Source organism: Pseudomonas sp. AC532, assembly GCF_979258965.1.
Genome location: NZ_OZ409888.1, coordinates 579983 through 606501, shown reverse-complemented (window position 1 = coordinate 606501; position 26519 = coordinate 579983). Strand labels below are relative to the sequence as shown.

General features: G+C 64.1%; 22 protein-coding genes and 2 pseudogenes. 9 read left to right on the top strand and 15 right to left on the bottom strand.

The genetic code is table 11. From position 1 onward, the window contains the following. Positions 1 to 36: 36 nt before the first annotated feature. From ACZ0AV_RS02910 to ACZ0AV_RS02900, 3 genes are read right to left on the bottom strand one after another with little or no spacing between them, the layout of a single operon-like run. Positions 37 to 870, bottom strand: coding sequence for an enoyl-CoA hydratase/isomerase family protein (locus ACZ0AV_RS02910; protein ID WP_499149646.1), 834 nt, complete (start codon positions 868 to 870; stop codon positions 37 to 39). Between the two features lie 34 nt (positions 871 to 904). Further along, positions 905 to 1828 (bottom strand): alpha/beta hydrolase family protein, encoded by a 924-nt coding sequence (locus ACZ0AV_RS02905; RefSeq protein ID WP_499149645.1) that lies wholly within the window; start codon positions 1826 to 1828, stop codon positions 905 to 907. Further along, entirely contained in the window at positions 1825 to 2622 is a 798-nt protein-coding gene (locus tag ACZ0AV_RS02900) for a crotonase/enoyl-CoA hydratase family protein (protein WP_499149644.1), read from the bottom strand. The genes ACZ0AV_RS02905 and ACZ0AV_RS02900 overlap by 4 nt, the downstream gene beginning before the upstream one ends. 154 nt (positions 2623 to 2776) lie before the next feature. Between ACZ0AV_RS02900 and ACZ0AV_RS02895 the strand changes: the two genes are divergently transcribed. The 4 genes from ACZ0AV_RS02895 to ACZ0AV_RS02880 all read left to right on the top strand — a co-directional run bounded on the left by ACZ0AV_RS02895 (position 2777) and on the right by ACZ0AV_RS02880 (position 6345). Further along, positions 2777 to 3349 (top strand): TetR/AcrR family transcriptional regulator, encoded by a 573-nt coding sequence (locus ACZ0AV_RS02895; protein WP_499149643.1) that lies wholly within the window; start codon positions 2777 to 2779, stop codon positions 3347 to 3349. A gap of 149 nt (positions 3350 to 3498) precedes the next feature. Further along, positions 3499 to 4185 (top strand): TetR/AcrR family transcriptional regulator, encoded by a 687-nt coding sequence (locus ACZ0AV_RS02890; RefSeq protein ID WP_499149642.1) that lies wholly within the window; start codon positions 3499 to 3501, stop codon positions 4183 to 4185. Between the two features lie 55 nt (positions 4186 to 4240). Next, entirely contained in the window at positions 4241 to 5416 is a 1176-nt protein-coding gene (locus ACZ0AV_RS02885; RefSeq protein WP_499153275.1) for an alpha/beta hydrolase, read from the top strand. Beyond that, positions 5413 to 6345, top strand: a complete 933-nt coding sequence (locus ACZ0AV_RS02880) for an NADP-dependent oxidoreductase (protein ID WP_499149641.1) — start codon at positions 5413 to 5415, stop codon at positions 6343 to 6345. The genes ACZ0AV_RS02885 and ACZ0AV_RS02880 overlap by 4 nt, the downstream gene beginning before the upstream one ends. An 83-nt stretch (positions 6346 to 6428) precedes the next feature. On the opposite strand, the gene ACZ0AV_RS02875 is transcribed toward ACZ0AV_RS02880, so the two are convergent. Beyond that, complete coding sequence (locus tag ACZ0AV_RS02875) at positions 6429 to 7340, bottom strand: LysR family transcriptional regulator (RefSeq protein ID WP_499149640.1); 912 nt, start codon at positions 7338 to 7340, stop codon at positions 6429 to 6431. Between the two features lie 105 nt (positions 7341 to 7445). Between ACZ0AV_RS02875 and ACZ0AV_RS02870 the strand changes: the two genes are divergently transcribed. Then, positions 7446 to 8312 (top strand): aldo/keto reductase family oxidoreductase, encoded by an 867-nt coding sequence (locus tag ACZ0AV_RS02870; protein ID WP_499149639.1) that lies wholly within the window; start codon positions 7446 to 7448, stop codon positions 8310 to 8312. 169 nt (positions 8313 to 8481) lie between these two features. Here the strand turns inward: ACZ0AV_RS02870 and ACZ0AV_RS02865 are convergent. The 9 genes and pseudogenes from ACZ0AV_RS02865 to ACZ0AV_RS02825 all read right to left on the bottom strand — a co-directional run. Further along, positions 8482 to 8664, bottom strand: a pseudogene (locus ACZ0AV_RS02865) (methyl-accepting chemotaxis protein); the annotation flags it as partial. 117 nt (positions 8665 to 8781) lie between these two features. Then, positions 8782 to 9465: pseudogene (locus ACZ0AV_RS02860) on the bottom strand (PAS domain-containing protein); the annotation flags it as partial. Between the two features lie 444 nt (positions 9466 to 9909). Then, positions 9910 to 10839 carry a LysR substrate-binding domain-containing protein gene (locus tag ACZ0AV_RS02855; RefSeq protein WP_499149638.1) on the bottom strand — a complete coding sequence of 310 codons (930 nt, stop codon included), beginning with the start codon at positions 10837 to 10839 and terminating at the stop codon, positions 9910 to 9912. A 312-nt stretch (positions 10840 to 11151) separates the two neighbouring features. After that, the gene (locus ACZ0AV_RS02850; RefSeq protein WP_499149637.1) at positions 11152 to 12495 is read right to left on the bottom strand and encodes a CitMHS family transporter; all 1344 of its coding nucleotides are present in this window, start codon (positions 12493 to 12495) and stop codon (positions 11152 to 11154) included. 57 nt (positions 12496 to 12552) lie between these two features. Next, complete coding sequence (gene phbB / locus ACZ0AV_RS02845; protein WP_499149636.1) at positions 12553 to 13296, bottom strand: acetoacetyl-CoA reductase; 744 nt, start codon at positions 13294 to 13296, stop codon at positions 12553 to 12555. Between the two features lie 426 nt (positions 13297 to 13722). Continuing rightward, complete coding sequence (locus ACZ0AV_RS02840) at positions 13723 to 15051, bottom strand: MFS transporter (protein ID WP_499149635.1); 1329 nt, start codon at positions 15049 to 15051, stop codon at positions 13723 to 13725. A gap of 109 nt (positions 15052 to 15160) precedes the next feature. Next, positions 15161 to 16213, bottom strand: coding sequence for a lactonase family protein (locus tag ACZ0AV_RS02835; RefSeq protein ID WP_499149634.1), 1053 nt, complete (start codon positions 16211 to 16213; stop codon positions 15161 to 15163). A 14-nt stretch (positions 16214 to 16227) separates the two neighbouring features. Continuing rightward, positions 16228 to 18921 carry an aconitate hydratase AcnA gene (gene acnA, locus ACZ0AV_RS02830; RefSeq protein ID WP_499149633.1) on the bottom strand — a complete coding sequence of 898 codons (2694 nt, stop codon included), beginning with the start codon at positions 18919 to 18921 and terminating at the stop codon, positions 16228 to 16230. 147 nt (positions 18922 to 19068) lie between these two features. Next, on the bottom strand, positions 19069 to 19956 hold the full coding sequence (locus tag ACZ0AV_RS02825) for a LysR family transcriptional regulator (protein WP_499149632.1): 888 nt from the start codon (positions 19954 to 19956) through the stop codon (positions 19069 to 19071). Positions 19957 to 20367: 411 nt separating this feature from the next. Between ACZ0AV_RS02825 and ACZ0AV_RS02820 the strand changes: the two genes are divergently transcribed. Then, the gene (locus ACZ0AV_RS02820; RefSeq protein ID WP_499149631.1) at positions 20368 to 21186 is read left to right on the top strand and encodes a prolipoprotein diacylglyceryl transferase family protein; all 819 of its coding nucleotides are present in this window, start codon (positions 20368 to 20370) and stop codon (positions 21184 to 21186) included. A 14-nt stretch (positions 21187 to 21200) separates the two neighbouring features. On the opposite strand, the gene ACZ0AV_RS02815 is transcribed toward ACZ0AV_RS02820, so the two are convergent. Both ACZ0AV_RS02815 and ACZ0AV_RS02810 read right to left on the bottom strand, forming a co-directional pair. Beyond that, the gene (locus tag ACZ0AV_RS02815; protein WP_499149630.1) at positions 21201 to 21803 is read right to left on the bottom strand and encodes a hypothetical protein; all 603 of its coding nucleotides are present in this window, start codon (positions 21801 to 21803) and stop codon (positions 21201 to 21203) included. Positions 21804 to 22046: 243 nt separating this feature from the next. Then, on the bottom strand, positions 22047 to 22979 hold the full coding sequence (locus ACZ0AV_RS02810; RefSeq protein ID WP_499149629.1) for a helix-turn-helix transcriptional regulator: 933 nt from the start codon (positions 22977 to 22979) through the stop codon (positions 22047 to 22049). 671 nt (positions 22980 to 23650) lie between these two features. Between ACZ0AV_RS02810 and ACZ0AV_RS02805 the strand changes: the two genes are divergently transcribed. The 3 genes from ACZ0AV_RS02805 to ACZ0AV_RS02795 all read left to right on the top strand — a co-directional run bounded on the left by ACZ0AV_RS02805 (position 23651) and on the right by ACZ0AV_RS02795 (position 26254). Then, a complete protein-coding gene (locus tag ACZ0AV_RS02805; protein WP_499149628.1) occupies positions 23651 to 24346 on the top strand; it encodes a fumarylacetoacetate hydrolase family protein in 696 nt (231 codons plus the stop codon). Between the two features lie 136 nt (positions 24347 to 24482). Further along, on the top strand, positions 24483 to 25247 hold the full coding sequence (locus tag ACZ0AV_RS02800) for an SDR family oxidoreductase (RefSeq protein WP_499149627.1): 765 nt from the start codon (positions 24483 to 24485) through the stop codon (positions 25245 to 25247). A 50-nt stretch (positions 25248 to 25297) separates the two neighbouring features. Further along, positions 25298 to 26254, top strand: a complete 957-nt coding sequence (locus ACZ0AV_RS02795) for a 2-hydroxyacid dehydrogenase (RefSeq protein ID WP_499149626.1) — start codon at positions 25298 to 25300, stop codon at positions 26252 to 26254. Positions 26255 to 26519: the final 265 nt, after the last annotated feature.

The following is a 26519-nucleotide window of genomic DNA, read 5'->3' as shown; positions in this document are numbered from 1 at the left end:
GGAGTATTCGTGAACCTGGCGGGCGTGCGCAGCGGTTCAGTCTCGGACCAGCCCCTTGGTGGCCGTCTGCTGTTGGGGATTCCTGTCGGGGTGGTCGCGCTCGAGAAAACGGCGCAAGCCCTCGCGGGTCTGCGGGTCGTGGATGGAGCGATTGAAACACTGCGCTTCAATGCGCAAACCCTCGGCAAGGGGCAAGCCGAACCCGCGCACCGCGGCTTCCTTGTCGCTGCGCATGGCCGGCTGGGGCAGGGCGCACAGCCGGTGGGCCAGCAGCAGGGCACGCTCCAGAGATTTCCCAGAAGGTACTACCTCGTTGACCAGGCCGATTTCCAGTGCGCGCTCAGCGCCAATCACGTCACCGGTCAGGATCAGCTCCATGGCCCGGCCCATGCCGATGATGCGCGGCAAGCGCTGGCTGCCGCCATCCGCCAGGCCGATGTTCCAGCGCCTGCAGGTGACGCCGAAGGAGGCATGTTCTTCGGCGATCCGCATATCGGCGAAGCAGGCCCATTCGAGGCCGCCTGCATAGGCGGCTCCGTTCACCGCCGCGATGACCGGCTTATAGATATCGCTCCACCGGCTGGGGCCGAGCACCCCGGGCCGCTCACCCCGATTATGCGCATCGATCTCGCTGGCGCTCGACGGCGCAAGATCGAACCCTGCCTGCAGATCGCCGCCGGAACAGAACGCCTTGTCCCCCGCGCCGGTTATCACCGCGACCAGCGCCTGCGGGTCGTCTCGGAAGCGGGTCCAGGCCTCGACAAGTTCCAGGTGGGTGGTCGGGCCTATGCAGTTACGCTTGTCGGGTCGGTTGAAACGAATGATCCTCACCGGCCCATCCGCTACGTATTCGATATCTCTGAATGCCATGTCGCTCGCCCTCTGGATGATCACTGCGCTGGCGCTAGGCTCGTTCGAGCACTGCGTGATCGTTGTATGACATGAACCAGTGCAGCGCGTCATCCCAATAGGTCGATGCGTGCGCGCGGAAGTAACCCATGTGGCCAATGCTGCCCCGAGCGGCCGGGCGCAGGTCTTGCGTGCGATAGCGAGCGTTGCGATAGCCGGTTATGAAGGCATCACGCGAGGCCGGCGGGGCCCAGGCATCATCGGTCGCGTTGGCGAACACGCACGGCGTGCGCACCTCGGCATAGCGTTGGGCCAACCACTGCATGGCCGGGTCGTCGAAGAAATAGTGAGGGAAGGCGCACCAGTGTCGCCAGTCTCTGTAGACCCCCAGCGGCAGGTCGTCGCCCATGCCGAGCAGGCTCCAGGCCATGTAACCCTTGCAGGCGACGATGGGCGGCAGGACGAAGGTCCACAGCAAGCGCACCTTGAGCGCTTCTGATCTGGGCATCCAGCCCGCCCACCCGGCGCCGGTGCCAAAACAGTAGGCAGCGGTGATCTTCTGGTGATTGGGCAGCAACCCCAGGCCGTGCCCGCCGAACGAGTGGCCCATCCAGAAAAGCGGTAGGCCGTCGTCGGCCATGAGCTCGACTGCTGCCGCCAGATCGAGGAAACCCCAATCCAGATAGGACATCTCGAAGCCTTTCAGCGATGCCGGCCGCGAGCCGCCGACCCCCCGGTAGTCGAGGGTCAGCACCGTGAAGCCCTGGTCACTGGCATGCTCGGCGAAGCGCCGGTAGAACTGCTGACGCACGCCGGTGGCGCCGGCCATGATCAGGTTGCCGCGGCATACGCCTCTGGCGCGGTAACGGGTCGCGGCCAGCGGGTAGCCGTCGGTTGCCGCAAGGCTTATCGACTCGACGATACGGGACTGAGCGGGAATCTCGTCGCCTGTTCTCGCACGGGTGGGTGAGCTGTTCATTTGCCTTCGAAGACCGGGTCGCGTTTCTGCATCATCGCCATGACGCCCTCGCGAACGTCCTGGCTCTTGAGCAGCGTGGCGAGGCGTTCGTTGAGCGCCGCAAGCGCCACTTCGTCGCCGTGGTCGCAGGCCTGAAATGCCGACTGCAGGGTAGCCCTGACGCCCAGTGGCGCCGCCTTGCCGATGCGCTGCGCGTACTCGATAGCGCGCTCCAGTTCCTGGCCCGGCTCGACGACCTCGGTGACGATGCGCATGCGCAGGGCTTCGGCGGCGTCGAACTCGTCACCGGTGAGCAGGTAGCGCATGGCGTCGGTCCAGCCCGCTGCGCGGGTGAAGCGCACCGTGGAGCCACCCGAGGGCGCGATACCGCGCAGCACCTCGAGGTGCGCGAAGCGCGTGTCACGGGCGGCGATGGCGATGTCTGCATTGAGGATCAGCTCGATACCGGCCGTCCAGCAAATACCGCGCACGGCCACCACCATCGGTTTGCTGCGCCGCGGCTGGCTCACGCCCCACGGGTCGATGCTGCCCGGCGCATAGGCGAACCCGCTGGCGCCGAGCTTGGGGGCGATTTCCATCAAATCCAGGCCGGCAGTGAAGTGTTCGCCATGTGCGAACAGCACGGCGCAGCGCAGTTGCGGGTCCTGCTCGTACTCACCCAGGGCCAACGCCAGGTCGGTCAGCATCGCACTGTCGAACGCATTGCGTTTACCGGCGCGGTCGAGGCCGATGAGCAGGGTCGAGCCGCGAATTTCCCGGGTAACGCGTCCACGCCCAGCGTTTGTTTCAGTCATGAAGGTGCTCCTGAACGAGAGGGTATCGAGTGCGGCGGCCCGCAATCACAACCGCGCGCCGCAAAACTAACCAATCGTTCGGTAACCGTCAAATTGAGCGGTGGTGGCTTATGGCCTAGAATCACCGGGCCTTATTGTGAGACAGGACGGCCCAGTGCGCCCGCTTAAAATACCCCGTGACGAATTGCTGCAACGCTGCGCCGCGACCTTCAAGCGGCTTGGCTATAACGGCGCGACGATGGACGCGTTGTCGGTGGCGTGCGGGCTGACCAAGGCATCCTTCTATCACCACTATCCGAGCAAGGACGCCCTGTTGCGCGATGTGCTGGCATGGACTCACGAGCAACTGGCGCTGTCGTTGTTCGTGATCGCCCATGAGGTTGCACTGGCGCCGCGCGAGAAGCTGGAGCGGATGGGGCGCAAGGCTTCACGGCTGTTTCTGAGCGATGGCGTGGGTTGCCTGATGGGTGTGGTGGCCATCGATGTCGCCTACACCAAACCGGCGCTCATCGAGCCGATCCGGGCGTTCATGGACGACTGGGCCGCCGCGTTCTTCGAGCTCTACAAGGACGATCACCCGGAGCCCGTCGCCAGGGCTCTGGCCCGGCAATTGGTGGCCGATTACGAGGGGGCGATTCTGATGGCGCGCATCCAGGACGATCCTTCTTATGTGGAAGCGGTCACCCAGCGTGCTCTGGCGCAACTGCCGGTAACGGGCGCCGGCTGACGCCGAGGGCAGACTGGAAAAGGCGCTGTTATCAGCCCGCCAGTACCTGCCCCGAGATCTGTTTCCATCCATGTCCGAGGCAGTGAAATCGCTTTTACGGTGTAAAAGGTATGATACCGTACCGTACCAAATGCACGAGGAGCGGCTTCATGGCTGTCAGTCTGGTTGAGAAAAGCGGCGCCCATCGCACCGTCAAAGGCGCGCAACGGGTCAACGATCTGGTCGTGATCGCCGCACAGATGTTTCTGGACAAAGGCTTTGACGCCGTGGCTGTCGATGAGCTGATTGCCAGGGCCGGCGGCTCGCGACGCAACGTGTACAGCCATTTTGGCGGCAAGGAAGGGCTGTTCGAGGCGGCGATGATGCACGTCTGCGCAGAGATGGCCAAACCCCTGGAGAACCTCAATATCGAGGGTCTCGATCCCGCCGATGTGCTTCCGGAGTTCGGCCGCGAACTGGTGAAAACCGCGCTTTCGCCACGTACGCTGGCCGTGCACCGGCTGCTCACCACCGAGGGCAAGCGCTTCCCGGCCATAGCGCAAGCCATGCTGGCCGCCAGCTACGAGAAAGTGATCGGCATCCTGGCCAGCTGGATCGCCACTCACCAGCAGTCGGCGAACCGCAAGCTCACCACCGAGATTCCCGCCAAGGTGCTGGCGGTCCAGTTCGTCAGCATGATTTCAAGCGATCTGAAACTGCGCGCGATCGTCGGGCTGCTCGGTGATGACCTGTCTGCCGAGGCTGTAGACGAAGTGGTATCCAGCGCCGTGCATACCCTGCTGTACGGCGCCGCTTCGCGCCAGCCGGTGCCCAGGCCTGGTAGTGCGGGGCAATAAGGCCGTGCGTGCGCCCGCGCGGCTACTGCGCATCTGGCTGACAGTGAGCGTCGCCATGCTGCTTGGCGCCTGTGTATTGCCCCAGGAGCAGGCCAGCGCCGCGACGGATTTCGACAGCTATCGGCGCGCCACCGTGGAGCAGTTGCAGCTCAAACGCGAGTTTCAAACCGCCGACCACCAGGCCGAAGTGGAGTGGAACTCACCCAGGGAGTGGCAGCCCGCGACGGCCGGGCTGCCCAGCAAAGGAATCCTGCTGATACACGGCCTCGGTGACTCTCCATGGTCGTTCAATGACCTGGCTCCGGTACTCGCTGCTCAAGGCTTCGTGGTGCGCACCGTGCTTCTGCCCGGCCATGGCACCCGCCCGGAGGATCTGCTGGACGTCGACATCGCGCAGTGGCGCGAGGTGGTCAGCGAGCAGGCACAACTTCTCCAGCGTGATGTCGAGACGGTGTACCTGGGCGGCTTTTCCACGGGCGCAAACCTGGCGCTCGAGTATGCCTATGCCAACCCCGAGATCGCCGGGCTGCTGCTGTTCTCGCCGGGTTTTCGATCATCCAGCCAGCTGGACTGGCTCGCGCCGATGGCCTCGTACTTCCGGCCCTGGCTGATCGCGCGCGATGAACAGCGCCCGATGCAGAACGTCGTTCGCTACCTCAATACGCCCACCAACGGCTTCGCGCAGTTCTATCGCAGCAGCCATACCGCGCAGCAACTGCTCGGCGAGCGTTTCTACGACAAGCCAGTGCTGATGGTGGTGGCGCAACACGACTCGGTTCTGGACACCCGCTACCTGCTCGAAAAATTCCAGCATCGCTTCACCCATCCGGCCAGTCGGCTGGTCTGGTATGGGCAGGAGCCGATCGAGCTGTTCGACCGCCGGCGGGTCCTGGTGCGTGACGACCACCTGCCGTCGCTGCGCATCAGCCAGTTTTCCCACATGGGGCTGCTGTTCTCGCCTGGCAACCCGCTGTACGGCGAACACGGCAGTCTACGCCTTTGCCAGAACGGGCAACTGCCCGACGCCACGCAAGCCTGTGAGCAGGGCGCGCAATCCTGGTATTCGGATTGGGGCTACCGCGAGGCAGGCAAGGTACACGCACGCCTGACATTCAACCCGTATTTCGATTGGCAGGCCTCGGTCATGGCGACCGTGCTCGCTGCGCAACCTGTCGACTCCCCCGCGGAGTTGGCACTTTCTTCCCGTACCCCCCAAGAGAGTCGACCATGAAAGCTGTCCGTATCCATGCCTACAAACAGACGCCCGCCGTCGAAAACATTCCCCTGCCCGAGATTGCTGCGGACCAGGTTCTATTGCGCGTCGACGCTGCGGCGCTGAACCCGCTCGATGCCTTGGTGGTGTCGGGCCTGGCCGCCCAGTTCTTCGACATTACCCTGCCGATCACCCTGGGCACCGACTTCGCGGGTACGGTCGTGGAGGTCGGCTCCGCCGTGCAGGGCTGGCGCGCCGGTGACCGGGTCATTGCCTGGACGGATGCTGGTGTCTGCGGCGGTCTTGGCCAGTTCGCGGCGGTGTCCGCCAGTGCCTGCGTAGCCTTGCCAGCACAGCTTTCGGCCGCCCAAGGCGCGGCCATTCCCATCGCGGCGACCACCGCATGGCATGCCTTGTTTTCTGCGGCAGTGCTCAAAGCGGGGGAAACGGTACTGATCCATGCCGCTGCCGGCGGCGTGGGGACATTTGCCGTGCAGTTCGCCAAGCGTGCCGGGGCAAAAGTGATTGCCACCGCCTCGGGGGACGGTCTCGAACTTGCGAAGCGTCTCGGCGCCGACCAGGTGGTGGACTACAAGAACGAAGATTTCACGGCGCTCGTCAGCGATGTCGACGTGGTGCTCGATCTGGTGGGCGGCGATACCCAACTGCGCTCTTACGACGTGCTTCGCAGCGGCGGCCGGTTGGTGTCGACCGCCATGCCACCTGACGCCGCGCTGGCGCAGTCGTTCGGGGTCTCGGCGAGTATCTTCTATGCGGCGGCCTACGCGGATCGACTTGGCGAGCTGGTCACGGCTATCGTCGAGCAGGACGTCACGGTGGTGATCGACCGCGAACTGCCGCTGAGTGCCTTCGCCGACGCATGGGCGCGACTGACATCCGGGCATGCGCGAGGAAAAATCGTCCTCACCCTGGATGAGCTGAGCTGAGCTGAGCTGAGCTGAGCGGGTAGCCAGGCGTTTCGGCCGGGGAGGGCTCTACGGCTTTACCTTCCCGATCAGGTGCCAGACCGTTAACGGGCCGCGGGCGAGTCTTGCCTGATGAAGTCGATCAGCGCCTTCAGTGGCGAAGGCAGATGCCGGCGGCCCGGGTAATAGAGGTAGGGGCCCGAAAACTCCTGCCACCAGGGCTGCAGAATGGGCACCAGTGCACCGCTATCGGTATGTGGACGCAGCCATTCTTCGAACAGATAAATGATGCCCAGGCCGTCGATGGCGGCCTGTACGGCCATTTCGATCGCACCACCAAGGCGGAACACCAGAGGGCCGGAGGGATCCACGCAGATGATTTCATCATCGCGTTGGTAATCCCAGGTGGGCATCGATCCGCTGGGGAATTTTCCGCGCAGGCAGGCGTGATCGAGCAGGTCGCGAGGGTGCTGCGGTGTGCCCCTGGCGGCCAGGTAGGCCGGTGAGGCAACCGTTGCGCAGCGCTGTACGCGCGGGCCGATGGGCACGGCGATCATGTCCTGCTCGAGGCGGTCGTCATAACGAATCCCCGCGTCGCACCCTGCCGCCAGCACATCCACGAAGCTTTCTTCGGCGATGACCTCGAGCCGGATGTCCGGGTATTTCTGCAGGAAAGGGGTAATGATCGAGGGCAGCACCACGCGAGCGGCACTGAGCGGTACGTTGAGGCGCAGCGTGCCTGAGGGCCTGTCGCGAAAGTCGTTCATGCCATCGAGCGCCGACTCGACTTCACCGAGTGCGGGAACCACGCGTTCCATCAGCCTGACGCCCGCTTCGGTGGGCATCACGCTGCGCGTGGTGCGGTTGAGCAGGCGTACGCCGAGGCGTCCTTCCAACCGCTTCACCGCATCGCTGAGGCTCGACGCCGATTTGCCGCTGGCCCGCGCGCCGTCTCGAAAGCCCTTGGCTTTGACCACGGTGACGAAGGCCAGCAGGTCTTGAATGTCCAGTGCCATTGTTCTGTTTCCCGTACAGCCCGTGCCGATTGGGCCTGATTATCAGCAGCATCGTCAATCTCTATAGTCGCAACACCTGTCCCATCAATCTTCGAGGCAAACGATATGAGTAACATCGAGAAAGCGGGTACGTTCATGCTCGGCGATCAGGCGGTCAGCCGCATGGGCTACGGTGCCATGCAGCTGGCAGGGCCCCATGTGTACGGCCCACCCAAGGATCCCGAGGCAGCTGTCGCGGTGCTTCGTGCAGCGTTGGAGGCGGGCGTCAACCACATCGATACGGCCGACTTCTACGGCCCCCACGTTACCAACGAACTGATACGTGAGGCGTTGCACCCGTATGCCGAACAGTTGGTCATCGCCACCAAGGTGGGCGTCTCGCGCGGAACCGATGGTTCCTGGAACCCCGCGCTCAGCCCGCAGGAGCTGGTCAGCAGCGTTCATGACAACTTGCGCAGCCTGGCCGTCGACGTGCTGGACGTGGTGAACCTCAGGGTCTGGGGCACACAGGGGGCACCGTGCGAGGGGTCGATCGAAGAGGCCTTCACGGCACTGGCCGAATTGCAGCAGCAGGGGCTGATCCGTCACCTGGGCGTCAGCAACGTCACCGCGCAGCAGGTCAGGCAGGCCCAGGGCATCGCCAAGGTGACCTGTGTGCAGAACCACTACAACCTGGCGCACCGAGACGATGAGGCGCTGATCGCGGAACTGGCGCAGCAGGGCATCGCTTACGTGCCGTTCTTCCCGCTGGGTGGCTTCAACCCACTGCAGTCGGACACCCTTTCGGAGGTCGCCAAGGCAGCCGGTGCGTCGCCACTGCGAGTCGCGCTGGCATGGCTGCTACAGCGCTCACCGAACCTGCTGTTGATACCCGGCACGTCTTCGGTTGCCCACCTTCACGAAAACATCTCCGCTGTCGAGCTGACGCTCACCCCGCAGTGGCTGGCCAAGCTCGATGGTATCGCGGCGTAGCAACATGGCGGTGGCGCACCATCAAGGCGTGGTTTGAGCGGCCTGATTCATGGGTAAAGGTGGTGCTTGCTGTCAGGCACCACCTTCCACGTGCTGCTGTTTGGTCGTGCCCAGCTGCCTTTATTCACTGCCGCACGGCTTATTTGCCGATCATGCTGGTTGCCTGCAGGGTGGCCTCGGTGGTGCGTGTGGCCAGCTTTCTCACCTCGTCAGCCACCACCGCGAACCCGCGGCCCGCTTCACCGGCGCGTGCCGCTTCGATGGCCGCGTTGAGGGCCAGCAGGTTGGTCTGACTGGCGATGCTCTGGATCGTGCTCACGATCTGGGTCAGCTTGGCGACGTTTTCTTCCAGCGTGCGTTGATGTTCGGCTTCCTGCTCGCGCCTGGCTTCCTGCTCGTGCTGAAGGTTGATGTCGACCAGCGCGCCGACCACGCGCTGCGGTATGCCGTGGCGGTCGCGGCGGGTTTGCCCGCGGGCGCGGAACCAGCGGTATTCACCGCTTTTCATCTTCAGGCGATATTCGATATCGAAGGGTGTCTTGCCGGTGCGATCGGTCAGGTGCGCGCCAAACGCGGCCAGGCTGCGCTCCTTGTCGTCAGGGTGCAGGCGAGAGGCCCAGCTTTCCAGTACATCGGGAAACTCCTCAACCGTTTCGAACCCCAGCAGGCGCCGGAACTGCGGCGACCACCAGAAGGGGTTGCGCGGGTTGATCGGGTCTCCGGCGATCACTTCCATGTCCCACAGGCCGTCAGAGAGCATTTCCCGGGCGAGCTCGAAACGGGTGAGCATCACCTCGTGTTCGGCGTTGCGCTCCAGTTCATCGTGGATATCGCGCAGGGAACCGGCCACCCGCAACGGCACGCCCCTGGAATCGCGTAGCGTCTCGCCCTGGGCATTGAACCAGCGGTAGCTGCCGTCCTTCATCATCAGCCGGTTCTTCACCCGGTAGGGAGTCATGCCGGTCTTGTCGTTCAGGTGGCGAGCGAAGGCATCGAGCGTGTCTTGCTTGTCCTGCGGGTGCAGACGATCAGCCCAGCTGGCGAGCACGTTGGGGAAGTCTTTCTCGTTGTGGAAACCCAGGAGGCTGCGAAACTGTTGCGACCACCAGAAGCGATTCCTGGGGTTGATCGGGTCGCCGGCGATCACCTCCATGTCCCAGAGGCCTTCGCTCGAAGCCCTGTTGACCAGGTCGAAACGGATCTCCGCAGTGGCGGCTGTCGAGGCCGCCTCGGCGAGTTGTTGCCGGGCCGCCTGGAGTTGCGACTCGAGCTCGTCGACCCGCGCTTGCCGATTCTGATCGCGCGTTTGCAGGGTTCGCCACGCCTCGTTGACGGCAGGCTCTGCAGCGCAGCCTTCTGGCAGCGCGGTAGCACCGGTGTTGAGGCTGTTCAGCAACTGTTGCAGTACGTGGCGTTCGTTGCGGGGGCGGAAGATTCGCAGCATGGGCGGGGTCTCTGGGTGGGCGTGGAGGGCCAGATCCATGGCGCCTTGCCTTTGTATCGTCACTCTCGGGAAAACCTGTACAGCTCTTCTACAGATATTTTTTCGGCGGCGTCGCAACCGGTTGGGTGCCGGCACAATTAACGCTGCAGTCAGCTATTCGGCGCTCGGCTGGGCCACTGGCGGTTGCCCGAAAAACGTTTCCACCTGCGCCCTCAGCCAGCGCTCGGCCGGGTCATCGGTGAAGGTGCTCAGCCAGATCATCGACAAGTCCAGCGTCGGTACCGGGAACGGCATGGGCACGCAGCTCAACCGGCTGTCCGTTTTCAAGGCGTCAGCCAGGTAATCGGGCAGGTTGGAAAGCAGGTCGGTGTTGGCAATCAGCGCGGGCAGGGTATTGAACTGGGAAACCGCCAGCACCACGTCGCGCTGCTTGCCGATTTTCGCCAGCCACTGGTCCGCATAGCCATTGGTCTCACCTGCATGGGAAACCACGATATGAGGCCGCCGGCAATACTCGTCGACCGAGGGCGACTCATCGATGCCATCGCCGCGGATCAGCGTCGGGGTAATCGCGCGAATGCACTTGCACACCGCGTTGGCCGGCAGGTCACGGGCCACGCAGACGGCGGTGGTGATCTGCCCGCTGGTCAATTGTTCCGACACGGTGAGCAGGTTGGTGGGTTTGACCACCACCTTGACCCTGGGCGCGACCTGCCTGATGTGGGTCAGCAGCGTGGGCAGCAAACTGTATTCCACGTCATCCTGCAGCCCGAGCCGGAAGGTGTACTCGCTGGTAGCTGGGTTGAAGTCGTGGGTGATGCTCAGCGCCGACGACAGCCCATCGAGCGCCGGCGACAGCAGCTCGTAGATGCGCAGCGCCGTCGCGGTGGGCTCCATGCGGTAGCGGACCCTGATGAACAAGGGGTCACCGAAGAGATCGCGCAGGCGGTTCAGTGCCGCGCTTACCGCCGGCTGGCCGAGAAACAGCCGTTCGGCAGCCCGGGTGACGCTGCGTTCCTGCATCAGCATTTCAAAGGCGATCAGCATGCCCAGGTCGGCGCGGCGTAATTCGTTACGGTTCATTCGGCGGTCTTCGTGGGGGAGTAGGGTCAGTCTTCCGGGGCGATGCTGACGATCATGGCTGATCGTAGTGCCTCGCCAGTCCCGCGTCACCTCATGGATGACGTCGTGCCAGCCATGCTTGGGCGAGTGTGCATGCGGTTGAGTGATCCGTCGCCAGGGGCAGGTCGCGCGGACATGGCGTCGGCCTGGCATCACGGGTGTTGCTGGTGGGATAGACGTGGTGGGTCGCTTCGCGAGCGGTACGGATAGCGCACTGAATCCTTGCAGGAAGGACCGCAGCGGCGCTGCGGTCCTGGTCTTGAGGCCCGCGCTCTATCCGGCTACCGAATACAGCGGGAACAGGCCGAGCAGCATCGACGACAGCATGATCAGCAGCGACAGCGCCAGCGACCACTTGAAGGTGTATTTCTGATGGTCGCTGAACTCCACGCCCGCCAACCCGACCAGCAGGTAGGTGGACGCTACCAGGGGGCTGAGCAGGTGCACTGGCTGGCCGACCATGGAGGCGCGGCCAATTTCCGCGGCGGAGATGCCATAGACCTCGGCGGCCTGGGCGAGCACCGGCAGTACGCCGTAGTAGAAGGCGTCGTTGGACATGAAGAAGGTGCCGGGAATGCTCAGCAGCGCGGTGATCGGTGCCAGGTACGCCCCCCAGCTTTCCGGCAGCGCCCAGAGCAGCGTGTCGGACATCGCCTTGACCATGCCGGTGCCCGAGAGAATACCCGCGAATATGCCGGCTGCCAGGAAGATGGCGATCTGGTTCAGGGCGGTAGGCGCATGGGCGGCGATGCGCCGACGCTGGTCGTCGATGCCCGGGTAGTTGATCACCAGGGCGATCGAGAAGGCCAGCATGAACAGGATCGGCAAGGGCAGCAGCTCGATCACCAGGCAGGTCATCAGCGTCAGGGTGAGCACGGCGTTCAGCCAGAACATCTTCGGCCGGCGCAGCTCTGCATTTTCAGCGCTGAGGGTGAGCAGGTCGGACATATCCTCGTCGGTACCCTGGGCGTAGCGACCACTGCCATTTCCAGGCATCTTCAGCGTGCCCAGGCGACGGCGTTCCTGCATGCCGAGGTAGAAGGCCAGCAACACGACACCGCCAAAACTGATCAGCATCGAGGGAATCAGCGGCAGGAACAGGTCGGTGGTTTCCACCTGCAGCGCCGCAGCGGCACGGGCGAGCGGGCCACCCCAGGGCAGCAGGTTGGTCACGCTGGCGGCCAGTATCACCACGCAGGGCAGAATCAGCGGGTTGAGCCCCAGCCGTCGAAACAACGGCAGCATCGCCGTGAGGGTGATCATGTAGGTGGTGGACCCATCACCGTCGAGCGACACCATGCCGGCGAGCAGGGTGGCGAACACCACGGCTTTTGCCGGGTCGCCCTTGATGAGGCGGATGAAGGTTCTGATGATCGGGTCGAACAGCCCGGTGTCGAACATCATGCCGAAATACAGGATGGCGAACATGACCATGACGGCCGTGGGTGCCACCTTGCGCAGGCCCTCGATCATCATGGTGCCCATGTCACCGGTGAATCCCGCCATCATGGCGAAGACGATGGGGATGATGGTCATGGCCACCAGGGGCGCGAGGCGCTTGGTCATGATCAATGTCATGAAAACCACGATCATGCCGTAGCCGAAGAACGACAGCATTGCTATCTCCTGATCAGTATTATTCTTGTAGGGCAATGGAAACGTGACGCGCAGGCGTCACGTCATGTGCAGGCCGCCGTTGATGGCAAAGTCGGCGCCGGTGGCGAACGAGGATTCGTCCGATGCCAGCCAGGCGCACATCGCCGCGACTTCTTCCGGTTTGCCGAGGCGCTTCATGGGAATGTCCTCGACGATCCGGTCCATCAGTTGCGTGTGGGTGATCGACTTGAGGCGTTCCGTGCCGATGTAGCCAGGTGAAACCGTGTTCACGGTGACGCCGCGGTACGCCACTTCGCGGGCCAGGGCGCGAGTAAAGCCGCGGATGGATGACTTGGCGGTGGCGTAATTGACCTGGCCGACGTGGCCGAGTTGAGCGTTCACCGTCGAGATGTTGATGATTCGTCCCCAGCGGCGCGACACCATGCCGTCGACCACCTGCCTGGTCACGTTGAACAGCGAATTGAGGTTGGTGTCGATGACGGTCTGCCAGTCGGTGGCGGTCATTTCGCTGAACACCACGTTGCAGGCAGTGCCCGCATTGTTGACCAGCACGTCGATGGGGCCGACGTCCCTGCGTACCTTGTCGAAGGCCTCTACCGTGGAGTTCCAGTCGGCCACGTTGCCTTCACAGGCGATAAAGTCGAAGCCAAGTTTCTTGTTCTTCTTCAGCCATTCGTCCTTGATCGGTGAGTCGGGGCCGCAGCCGGCCACTACCACGAAACCGTCCTTGTGAAGCCGCTGGCAAACGGCTGAGCCGATGCCGCCCATTCCGCCGGTGACGAACGCGATCCGTTTGGACATGTGCAGTCCTCCTGTGTATGTCAGGTGCGTGAGATTGTGGGTGTGCAAAAGTGCTCAGCTGCCGTTTACGTCGAATGCCAGGCAGGGCTGGCGCCGTTGGCGGCCGGTAAGCAACGCTAGTCAGCCGATAGCGGGATCCGCCTGGCCGTTGGCGTCGGGACTGGTCGGCAACGGGAGCCGAAGCGCTGGGTGCGGTGCATGGGTGTCTGTCTCTTATTGTTTTCTGAAATCTTCCGAGCCTTCATCCTAGAGCGGCGCAGCGGCCATTTGAATTGGCTATTGGGCAACGAAGCATTCTCTAAAGGAGAACGCTTGATCAATGAAAGTGGCGTCCGTGGTCGACGTGCGCCACCCGCCAGCCAGCGGTACCGGCAGCGGGTGGCAGTGTGGTGTTTTACGTCGGCTTTGAGGCCCGGCCCTCTGGACTCAGGAAGGGGTTTCCAAAGGTGCCGGCAGGTCGTGCTCGGTGTCGTTGCCGTCAGTGATGCGCATCAGCAAGGTCATCACGAAGGCGATCGCCAGCAGCGCGCTGAGAAACAGCAGGCCCATGGAGGCGCTGTTGGTGGCGCCCTTGATCATGCCGATCATGAAAGGGCCGACGAAGCCGCCGAGGTTGCCGATCGAGTTGATCACCGCAATGGACACCGCAGCGGTAGAACGGCTCAGGAACAGGGTCGGCAACGCCCAGAACGGCGACTTGAAGCTGTAGAGGCCGGCGAGTGCCAGACTGATCATCGCGATGGACAGTACCGGCTCGCTCACCAGCCCGGCGCCGACCATCGCCGCCGTGGCCACGGCCAGGGGAATGGCGGAGTGCAGTTTGCGTTCGCCATGACGGTCGGAACTGCGCGACCAGCCAATCATCATGATGGTGGCGAAGAGGTACGGCACCATGGCGATCAGGCCGATCTGCGTATGGCTCAGTGACGCCGAGAAGCCCTTGATGATCTGCGGCATCCAGTAGCCGACGCCCAGGCTGCCGCACTGGTAAACGAAGTAGATGAAGGACAGGTACAGGACCTTGGGGTTGGTCATGGCCTTGACCACGCCGAAGTGTTTGACGTTTTTTCGCGACTGGCGGTCGCGCTCCAGTTCATCGAGCAGCCACTGGCGCTCCTCGTCTTTCAGCCAGTTCGCCTGTTCCGGTTTGTCGGTCAGGTAGAAGAAGCAGACCACCCCCAGCACCACCGCCGGGATGCCTTCCAGAAACAGCATCCAGCGCCAGCCACTCCAGCCGAACCAGTGGATGTTGTCCATGATCCAGGTGCTCAGTGGCGCACCGATGATGTAGGAAACCGGAATTGCCGCCGTGAACAGCGCGACGGTGGTGGCCAGCTCTCTGGAGCGGAACCAATAGGTCAGGTAGACGATGATGCCGGGAAAGAATCCCGCTTCGGCGACGCCGAGCAGAAACCGCAGTACGTACAGGTGCGTAGCGGTCTGGGCAAAGGCGGTGGCGGCAGCGATCAGCCCCCAGGTAAGCAGGATGCGGGCGATCCACACCCGTGCGCCGTAGCGATTGAGCAGCACGTTGCTGGGCACTTCGAAGAGAAAGTAGCCGATGAAGAAAATGCCGGAGATGAAGCCGAAGGCTTCTGCGGACAGCGCCAGTTCAGCGTTCATCTGCAGGGCCGCGTAGCCGATGTTGGCGCGGTCGAGGTAGGAGACGACGTAGAGCAGGAACACGAAGGGAATGATGCGCAGGGTAACCTTGCGCACCACGGTCTTTTCCAGACCTGGCTTTTGCGTGGACATAGGGCCTCACTTGACCGCCCGAAGGCAGCCGGTTTTGTTGTTGTTTTTGATGAGTTGCCGAACCGCCCGGCAGCGGTCGGTTCGCCGGGCGATCAGCGGTGCACGCTTCTCAGGGCGAGAAGATCATGCACACCGGGCTGCCGCTGCCGGTCCTGAAGCCGGTCGGTCGCAGCGTGCCGAGCTGCTGATCGACCGAAAAACCGACGATGCTGTCGCTGTCCTCATTGAGTGCGAAGAGGAAGCGCCCGTTGGGGGTCAGCGTGAAGAAGCGCGGCGTGCGCCCCTGGCTGTCGACGGTTTCGACGAAGCGCAGCAGACCATCCTCGGCACTGACAGCGAATACCGCAATGCTGTCGTAACCCCGGTTCGAGGCATACACGAAGCGTCCTTCGGCATCGACCTGAATGCCCGCTGCGCGGCTGTTGCCGGTATAGCTGGCGGGCAGTGTGGAGAGGATCTGCCGTGGGGTCAGCGCACCGGTCTCGGTGCCGTAGCCGTAGCTGGTGACGGTGGAGTCCAGCTCATTGACCACATACGCCATGTTGCCGCGCGGGTGAAAGGCCATGTGGCGGGGGCCGGCGCCTTCGCGGGTGGCCACCAGTGGCGCCTCGGCGGCACTCAGGCGGCCGCCCTCGAAGCGGAAGGCAAACACCTTGTCCAAGCCCTTGTCCGGCACGACGAGGTGGCGACCGTGGCTGTCGAACAGGTTGAAGTGCGGCTTGGCATGCGGCTGCTCGACGCGGTGCGGGCCGGGTTCGCCGGTTATCTCCAGCAACTGGCTCAGCGGCGCCAGGCTGCCGTCCTCTTCGAGGGGGAGCACGGCGAGGCTGGCCCCCAGGTGGTTGGTGACGACCAGGTGCCCGCCGGACGGATCGAGCGCCAGGTGTACCGGATTACGGCCCTGGGTGCTCTGCCGGTTGAGGAAGGCGATCGTGCCGTTGCGCCGGTCCACCCGAAAGGCGCTGACGTCGGTCTGGTCGCCGTGCACGGCATACAGCACATCGCCCTTGGCGTTGAGTGCCAGGTACGATGGATTGACCAGATCGCCGAGCAGTTGCACCTGTTCGAGCGCGCCATTTTGCTGATCCACGGCATACACGCTGATACCTTCGCCGCGGGCATTGCGTTCACGGGTGGTGCGGCTGCCGACATAGGCGTACATGGGCTTCTCCTTTGTCATGGACGGTTGCTACCAGCCTGCGCCGCGGCGGAGCGCCCGAGCATTTTGCGCACCACGTAGGGAAGGATGCCGCCGTGCCCCAGGTAGGTGAGCTCCTGCCGCGAGTCGAGCTTCAACTGCACCTCGATGCGCTGTTCGGGTTTGCCGGCGCGTTCGATGCGCAGGCCGATCCGGTTGAGGCCCACCTGAAGCGCATCGAGGCCTTCGAAGGTCAGTGTTTCGTGGCCCTCGAGGCCGAGCTCCGCGGCGTTGCTGCCATCGGCGAAGGTCAGCGGCAGAATGCCCATGCCGATCAGGTTGCTGCGGTGGATACGCTCGAAGCTGCACGCCACCACGGCACGTACGCCGAGCAGCGCCTGCGCCTTGGCCGCCCAGTCGCGGCTGGACCCGGCGCCGTAATTGATGCCGCCGAAGATCACCAGTGGCGTGCCGGCAGCCAGGTAACTGGACGAAGCCTCGTACACCGGCAGCACCTGCTGGCCGTCGGCGGTCCAGGCCCAGGCGCCGAGGCCTGGTTGCTCGCCAAGCAGCAGGTTGCGCACGGCGCGATTGGAAAACGCGCCGCGCAGCATGACTTCATGGTTGCTGCGCCGGGTCGAATACTGGTTAAGGTCGACCGGGTCTTCACCGTGCTCGATCAGCCACTGCCCGGCCAGGCTGTCGCGCGGAATGGCTCCGGCAGGGGAGATGTGATCGGTGGTGACGTTGTCGCCAAGCACCATGAGGATGCGTGCCCGCTCGATGGCCAGGGTGCTCGGTGGCTCGGCGGCAATGGCTTCCAGGTAGCGCGGGCGGCGCAGGTAGGTGGACGCCGGGTCCCAGGGGAATTGCACACTGCCGGCGGCGCTCAGCGCCTGCCAGTGGTGGGTGCCGTCCCAGACCGTCTTCAGGCGTTCGGCGAAGAATTCCGGGCGCACCACCTCCCGCGCGACTTGTGCGACCTGCTCATCGCTCGGCATCAGATCGCGCAGGTAGATGTCGCGACCGTCGGGGTCTTTTGCCAGCGGCTGGTTGACGAGGTCGACATGAATATCGCCGGCGATGGCATAGGCGACCACCAGTGCGGGGGAGGCGAGGTAGCCAGCCGGCACTTTCGGATTGACCCGCCCTTCGAAATTGCGATTGCCCGACAGCACGGCCACACCCTTGAGGCCCTGTTCGGCGAACGCCTCCACGTGCGGCTGCAGGCTGCCGGAATTGCCGATGCAGGTCATGCAGCCAAAGCCGGCCAGGTCGAAGCCCAGGGCTGCGTAATCCTCCAGCAAGTGCGCTTCACGCAGGTAATCGGCGACCACCTGGGAGCCGGGCGACAGCGAAGTCTTCACCCATGGCTTGCGCGTGAGCCCCAGGCGCCGGGCATTGCGTGCCAGCAGGCCGGCCTGGATCATCTGCGCCGGGTTGGCGGTGTTGGTGCAACTGGTGATCGCGGCAATTACCACGGCGCCATGGCCGAGCGGCTCGCCAAAGCTGGCTTCGGCGAACTGCTCGGGGGCGCTGCTGGCGATCAGGTTGCCCAGTACGTGCTCGTCGAACGACTGGCCTGCCTGTGCCAGCGGCTGGCGCTGGTGAGGCTGATGGGGGCCGGCAACGCTTGGTTCAAGGCTGGCCAGGTCCAGTTCGATGACGTCGGCGAACACTGGCTCCGGCGCCTGCGAACGGCGCCACAGGCGTTGCGTCTGCATGTAGCACTCAGCCTTGGCACGCAGCGCCGCCGGGCGCCCGGACAGCTCCAGGTAGCGGCAGGTTTCGTCGTCGAAGGGGAAGAACACCACGGTGGCCCCATACTCGGGGGCCATGTTGGCCACGGTGCCGCGCGTTGCCCACGTCAGGTTGTCCAGGCCCGGCCCGCAGAACTCGACGAACTTGCCGACCACCTTGCGCTTGCGCAGTATTTCGGCGACGTACAGCGACAGGTCTGTACCGGTCACGCCGGGGCGCAGCGCGTTGCTGACGCGTATGCCGATGACCTCGGGAAAGCTGATGGGCACCGGCTCACCCAGCATCGCCGCCTGGCCTTCGAGGCCGCCAACGCCCCAGCCAAGAATGCCCACGGCGTTGATCATCGGTGTGTGGCTGTCGGTGGCCACCATGTCATCGGGGTGAAGCAGGCGCTCGCCATTGGGCCCCTGGCTTTCCCAGACGATCTGCGCCATGGCTTCCATGTTCATCTGGTGGATGATGCCGGTACCGGGGGGAATGACCTTGAAATTGTCCAGGCTCTTCTGTGCCCACTTGATGAACTGGTAGCGCTCACCGTTGCGGCGAAAATCGATGTCCAGGTTGGCTTCCACCGCATCGGGGTCGGCATAGCGCTCGACGATCACCGAATGATCGATGGCCAGCACGGCCGGGATTACCGGGTTGACCTGTTGCGGGTCGCCGCCCAGTTCCGCCACGCGATCACGCATGCCGGCGAAGTCGGCCAGCGCGGGCAGGCAGGTGGTGTCGTGGAACATCAGGCGATTGGGGAAGAAGGGCGCCTCGCAAGCCTCGCCGGTACCGGTAGCACAGGCGAGCACCGAGTCGAGTGCCTCCGGCGAGCAGCGCGCTACGTTCTCCAGCAGCAGGCGGATGGAGTAGGGCAGGCGTTCGAGCGCGCTTGCCGGCAGCAGCTTGTGCAGGTCGACATAGGCGAAGTGTTCACCCGCGATTTCCAGCGGGCTGAGGTAGCGGTTGGCATCTACGGTCATTGGTATCTCGTTCTTGTACGGGACCCTCGGGCCCCCTTGGTGAGGTCATCCTAGGGTCTGCCGGGCAACAAGAAAATTGATGATTCGCCAACTGAGCATTCTCCGAATGAGAACGCTCGTAGCCTTGACTGCCAATCCTGCTCGCGCTCAATGACCCTTTTCCATGTGCTCGACCAGGGCGCGAACCGTGGGCGACAGCAGGTCCGTACTGCGTACGCCGATGACCAGGCGGCGCGTCGCCCAGGTTTCGTCCAGCAGGGTCATCTGCAGTTTGAGTGGCCGCAGGTACTGCTGGATCGCCGCTTTCGGCAAGATGGCGATGCCCACCTTGGCACTGACCAGGCGGCACATGCACTCGAAACTGCTGACTCGAACCCGCACGCGCATCTCCCGCCCGGCCTCCGGCTGCTGTTGGGCAAACAGCGTATAGAGCGAGCTGTCGAGGTGCGGGCCGATGAATTCATGTTCCAGGGCATCGTGGAAACGGATCGCCGACAGGCCTGCGATGGCATGGTCGCGGGGCGTCACCACCACCAGTTGGTCCTGGCGATAGGGGCGGGTTTCCAGGCCGGCCGCGCGGGTATGCTCGGCAAAGATGCCGAGGTCCGCACGCCCTTCGATCACCGCTCGCACCACCGCGCTGCCGACGCGCTCCTCGATGTCGAAGTTGATCAGCGGGTAACTGGACAGGAACCGCTCGAGGTCGGTCGGCAGAAATTGCGCGAGAGCCGAGGTAATGGCGTGGATGCGAATGTGGCCCTTCACGCCTGCCGAGTAGCTGGCCAGTTCTTCGTCCATCTGGCCCAGCACCAGGCGCAGCTCACGGGCATAGTGCAGCACCGACTGGCCGGCCGGCGTGAGGTCGACACCGCGTGCGTAGCGAAGCAGCAGCGCCGAGCCGACCTGCTCTTCCAGTTCGGCGATTCGCTTGCTCACCGCCGAAACCGCGAGGTGCAGGCGCTCCGCTGCACGAGTGAGGTTGCGCTCCTCGGCGACGGCGATGAATACATCCATGGTGACCAGGTCATAGCGCATCGGTGAACTCTCGCAGGTGGGCATCGCGCCTAGGATACCGACGAATGCCGTCCAGGGGCGGTTCCGAAATCGCGCAGCAGGTGTCGCGTTGAAAGCAGTACGGTGTGCAGCAAGCTAGACGGTCTGGGTCAGTTTGCGTTCTGATGCCGCCGCAATGACCGCGTATGCTGTCGTCGTTCGGTGCCGGCTCGCCGGCTATCGGAGGCTCGAATCGCACGCTGAGCGTTCAGTCCTCTCATGCCCGGCAAGGCGCATGCTTGTGCGGGGCGCAGCGTGCTGACGCAACGGCATACGCTCGTTTGATGGCAGTGCTGCCGAGCCTGGGCGACCACCTGCGGCATGGGGCTGCCATACGCCACTGGCACCGCGATTTATGAGCGCAGAGGAGCGCGCAACCATGGACACCCTGACATGACCATCAACCTCGGGCCCCTGGCGTTGGCAGTGCCTCACGTCATCCTGATGATGAGCCTGTTGGCGGCGATCCTCACTGGTTGGTGGCTGGGGCGGCGCAACCAGGGCAACCCCGAGTCGCAGCTGTTCAGGTTGCTGCTGGTGGCCCTGGTCGTCGCGCGGCTGGCCTTCGTGGTGGCGTACCTGGAGTATTTCAGCAGTGAGCCCTGGCGCGTGGTGGACATCCGCGACGGTGGCTTCATCGCCTGGCCGGGCGTGCTGGCGGCTCTGTCACTGGGTACCTGGATCGCCTGGCGCGACGGCAAACTGCGTAAACCTCTGGGGTGGGGCATGGCGGTCGGGGTGCTGTGCTGGGCGGCGGCTTCCTTTGTACTGCTCAGCCACGAACAGTCCACGCGGCTGCCGGATCTGGCATTGCGCAACGCGCAGGGCGAGCCCGTGGCCCTGCGTGAATTCGCCGGCAAACCACTGGTGATCAACCTGTGGGCAACCTGGTGCCCGCCGTGTCGGCGGGAAATGCCGGTGCTGGCGCGCGCTCAGCGTGAGCAGCCGGACGTTACCTTCATGTTCGTCAATCAGGGCGAGAGCGCGGCTGTGGTGGCGGCCTTTCTGGGCGCCGAACAACCGCGCCTGGACAATGTGCTGCTCGATGCCAATGGTCAGTTGGGGCAATACGTCGGGTCACGGGCGTTGCCGACGACGCTGTTTTTCGATGCCGAGGGTCGTCAGCTGGGTAGCCACCTGGGCGAGCTTTCCCAGGCGAGCCTCGCGCACGCGCTGGTGCAGCTCGGCATGGGCTCGGCAGCGCAGCGCTAATGACATCGGGCTGGTCAGCGCGGCACCGGGTAGCGTCTTCTGCTGGTTCTGGGCTTCGGTGCGCCTTGCCTGAGCTCGAGCAGCCGGGCTGCCGTCTCGCTGCAGCGCCAGCCCAGTTCGTCGACAAGCGCGGTGCGCAGTTGCGTCGCGACGAACAACGGCGTCGAGCGCACGTAGTGCTCGGCATGCAGGCGCTGGTCGGGCGGTAGTTGCTGCAGGTAGTGCAGCGCCGCCTCCTGGTGCGGGGCCACGCCGTTGGTTCCCTGAAAGCGTGGCGGCAGCGCGGTCCACACCACGCCGTCGAGGCCCTGGGCTGCGGCCCACGCGCCAATGGCGGCTGCGTGGGGGCAGCGCCGATCATGGTTGCCCTTGCTTACACTGCCAATGCAAAGCGGCTGGGAGGAGGGGATTTGCTCCCTGCGCCGCAAGCGCTCGCGGGCAGAAGCCATGGAGGCGGTTTTCAGCATTGCCCACATCACCCGCACCCGCGGCGCCGAGTCGCAGATCACGGTGGCCAGTTCGCCACCATCGGATTCACGGGCGAAGTCTATCGGCAGGTCAGGGCCGTCGCGGTGCCAAGGCCCGGTTACCGGAAGAATACCGGGTTTCCATATCAAGGAGCCCCATCCCAGGCATGCAATTCTCATCCGCCAATTCCCGTCATGTTCGCGCCGCTTGGCTGGCCTTAGCATGTGTGACCGTACGACGCCGGTTTCGGGTCGACTTCTTTCGGGGCCGGTCATCTGCCTGCCGGCTCGGGAACTGCCGCGTGATGCCGTCGGCAGCAGTGCCCGTGAGCTGAGGCGCGTTTTAGGTGCGGCGCTTGTGGGCAGATGAGCGTTGCATGAGTCGCACTGCGCCTAGTCGGTGAACGGGATCTGCGGCGTGTCCGGGTCCAGTTGCTGGCGACGGAACTGCCCTGGCGGCAGCCCGTGAATCTGTCGGAAGCGCCGTGAGAAATACGCCTCGTCGGCAAAGCCGCACAGGCGTGCCACTTCGCCCACCGGCTTGTTGCCATTGAGCAGATAGTTGCGCGCGGCGTGCATGCGCCGCTCCAGCACCATGTCGCTGAAGGTCTTGCCGACTTCCTTGCGCAGCCAGTGGGTCAGGTAGCTGGGCGACAGGTAGGTGGCTGCGGCGACCTTCTTCAGGTTCAGGTCGGGGTCGGCGATGTTGCGCCGCAGATAGTCGGACATCCGCCCCAGTGCGTCGCGCCGGCTGGCCTGGGCAGCGTTGCTTTCGGCCAGTTGCTTGAGCGGCTCGGCGTAGAGCCTGCACACCAGGCCGATCATCTGCAGCATCAGGCCCTTGAGGATTTCCCGCACGCCGAACTGGCGGCTGACGTCCAGCTCGCGCATCTGCGTGACCAGGGCGCAGATCCGCGTGAAATGCGCGTCGTCGAAGGTGAAGTCCAGGTACTCCTGAAAGCGGAAGGGCGACAGCTCCGGCGCGAGCAGGATGGACACGTCTTCCAAATCCATGGGGTCGCACTGCAGGTGCGGCAGCAGAAAGGTCTGGGAGAAATTGATGACGAGGAAGCTGCTATCGGGCGGGTGCGGGATCACATGCACCCGGTGCGGCAGAATGAATGCCAGGGTGTTGCGCGGGAAGGGGCGCTCGACGTTACCGATATGCTGAACCGTATCGCCGCCCAGGTTGATCTGGATCTGGAAATACTCGTGACGGTGCGGGGCGGTTTCCGCCCGCCGACCTTTTTTATCGCGGATATGAAAGTCCGTCAGCTCGCTACGCTGCTGCATGAAGTAGGTAGGAACGTGACTCGGTGAAACCATCTACAACGCTCGGGTCAGGAATCTTTCGCAGCCATATTGGCTGCACGTTGAGGGCTCTGGCAAGCGGTTGTACGATGATCGAGGCGGGCGCCTACGATACATGAGCACCATGGCGGTGGTGGCCGGTTCAGTTCGCAGGACGTGGCCGAATAGCGCTTGAGCCCTCTAGAACGGTTGTTTAAGAGGTTATGAGTGAAGCGTGCGTGACGGTTGGCGGCAGACGATTTTTTTGATCGGCACCGATCGATTCCAAGGGCAGCAAAAAAACGACTCAACCGAAACACCGGTTTAGAGAGGTTGTACGACTACCTCGTTTGCCTGGCACTGCCACGCCAGCCAACACAGGTGCAGCGCCATGCTCCTGCACCGCACCCCATCCGCCGACTCACCCCGAGCTCCCGCACGCATAGTGCGACTCGTCGCGCCGCGTGATCGCCTGCGGCGCCTGCCCGCCCATCGCGGCCTGCGCCATCGGGCAGGCCGCCGGCTCGTTCGGCATGGCCTTCCATCTGATCGGCGCCGATGGGCATGCTGCGCTTTCATTGCCGTTCGGATGTTGGTACCGCATCCCGGTGCATTGACCGGATTTGTCCAATACGAGCCCGCTTTCCTCCAACTTTCAACGGACATATGGCCGTAGGCTGAACGCTCTGAACAGGAAGCCAATGACAATGACCACTCCCGCCTATGTCTTCACCCCAGCGCCCCAGGTCGATCTGCCCGTGGCAGGCAGCGAGCAGCGCTTTCCCGTCGGCCGCGTGTTCTGCGTGGGGCGCAACTACCCGTGGCCGGGCGCCGGCGATGCAAAGCCCGACGCACCGGTGTTCTTCATGAAACCGGCCAGTGCCGTTGTCGAGGCGATGGGCGAGGTGATCTACCCGCCGATGACGGACGAGTTCTGCCACGAGATCGAATTCGTGGTCGCGATCGGCGAGGGCGGCGCCAATATCGCCCTGGGCAGTGCGCTCGATCATGTGTGGGGCTACGCCGCCGGTCTCGACCTGACCCGGCGCGACATCCAGATGCGTGTCAAGAGCGCTGGCATGGCCTGGGAAATGGCCAAGGTCTTCGAGGGTGCCGCACCGATCACCGCCGTGGTGCCGGTCGCCCAGGCCGGCCACCCTGAGCAGGGCGCGCTGTGGCTGAGCGTCAATGGCCAGGAACGCCAGCGCAGCACGCTTGACGCACAGATATTCACGGTCAGCGAGGTGATCAGCCTGCTGTCGCGGCTGGTGCCGCTGCGCCCTGGAGACCTGATCATGACCGGCACGCCCCATGGCGTGGCGGCGCTCAACCCGGGTGACGTGATCAACGCCGGCATCGACGGCGTGGCCGAGCTGGAAATGCGTGTTGGCAGTCGTCCCTGATTTTTGTGGAAACGGGCCATACCGATGATTTCGCGTGCGTGGCCCGCTCCCACACCGGATCGCCTAACTGCCGTTCTCGTCACGCCGCCAGCGACAGAACTGCAAGCCGCAAATCGCTCATCGAGGAGAACGTTAAATGCCCCATGAAGCCTTGAAAAAAGTCGCCCTGGTCACCGGTGCCGGCAGCGGCATCGGCAAGGCCGTCGCCGAAGCGTTGATGGCCGATGGCTTTTGCCTGGTGCTGGCCGGGCGCCGTGCCGAGCCGTTGCAGGCGCTGGTCGAAGCGGCGCGCAGCCGCGGCCAGGAGGCCGTTGCGGTGCCCACCGACGTGCGTGATCCGGCCAGCGTCGATGCCCTGTTTGCCAGCGTCGAAGAGGTGTACGGGCGGCTCGACGTGATCTTCAACAACGCCGGTGTCAATACGCCCGCCGTGACCCTTGACGAGCTGGATGTCGAACAGTGGCGCAACGTCATCGACACCAACCTTACCGGCGTTTTTCTCTGCGCCCGCGGTGCCTTTCGGATGATGCGCAGGCAGTCGCCCCAAGGCGGCCGGATCATCAACAACGGCTCGATTTCTGCGCACACGCCCAGGCCTTGCAGCAGCGCATACACCACCAGCAAACACGCGGTACTGGGACTGAGCAAATCCCTGGCCCTGGATGGCCGCGAATTCAGCATCGCCTGCAGCCAGATCGATATCGGCAACGCGCTGACCGAACTGTCGGTGCGCATGACCAAGGGCGTGCGCCAGGCCAACGGCGAGATCGCCGTGGAACCGATGGTAGACGTCAGGCATGTCGCCGATGCCGTGCGCTACATCGCCGCGCTGCCGCTCTCGGCCAACGTGCTGAACATGACCGTGATGGCCACCAACATGCCCTTCGTGGGCCGAGGCTGATCGCCAGGCTGTTTGACGCGACCTGCCCACTACACATGATCGAGGTACCCATGAAGCCAGAAGTCCTCCAGCTCAGCCCCATCCTGATCCCCGAAATCCGTGACCAGCTGGACCAGCTGTTCACCCTCCGTCGTTACTACGAGCAAGCCGACAAGCCGGCCTACCTGGCTCAGCACGGCGCCACTATCCGTGGCGTGATCACCGGCGGGCACACCGGCATCAGCCAGGCGCTGATGGCGCAACTGCCGAACCTCGAAGTAGTGGCGGTCAATGGCGTGGGTACCGATGCGGTGGATCTCGCCTATGCCCGTGACCGTGGCATTCAGGTCACGGCCACCATCGGCGCGCTCACCGAGGATGTCGCCGACCTGGCCATCGGCCTGCTGATCGGCGTGTGCCGCGGCATCTGCACTGGCGACCGCTACGTGCGTTCCGGCCAGTGGCCGCAAAGCGCCACGCCACTGGCGCCCTTGCCCCTGGCACGCCAGGTGTCTGGCATGCGCATCGGCATCGTCGGCATGGGCCGGGTTGGCCGCGCCGTCGCGACCCGGGCCGCAGCATTCGGCTGCCCGATCAGCTACACCGACCTCAAGCCGATTAACGATGTGCCGTACCGCTACATGGCCGATCTGATGGCCCTGGCCAATGACAGCGACGCGCTGATTCTCGCGGCCGCTGCGGACAAGGGCGAGGCCATCGTCAACGCCGAGGTGCTGCACGCCCTGGGCCGCGATGGCTACCTGATCAACATCGCCCGCGGCAAACTGGTCGACGAGCCGGCGCTGGTCGCAGCGCTGCAAAGCAACCAGATTGCCGGCGCGGCGCTGGACGTGTTCGCCGATGAGCCGCAGGTACCCGGCGAACTGTTCGAACTGGAACACGCGGTGTTGCAGCCACATCGCGCCAGCGCCACGGTACAGACCCGGACGCGCATGGGCGAAATGGTGGTCGCCAGCCTGCTGGACGTATTCGCCGGGCGCAAACCGGCCGCAAGCGTCACCGGCTGAGAGGCCCAACCTGTTGCGGATGGCGGCTCTTGTAGAGTCGCTCCTTCGGGGCCGCGGATGCGTGGTACGGCCCCTGTTTTATTCTCTGTGCGCCGCGCCAACCTGTGAGGGCCGGTCGCGCTGCCTTCGCACCTCGTGTCTGCCGGCATCGGTGCTGCGCGCTCTTGCGTTCCGGTTCCTGCCGTTCGCGCGGATTGCATCACGGGTACAGCACATGCCCGCTGTCGGTCCTTCGGACAAGCATCACATTTCCCGGCATAAAAAG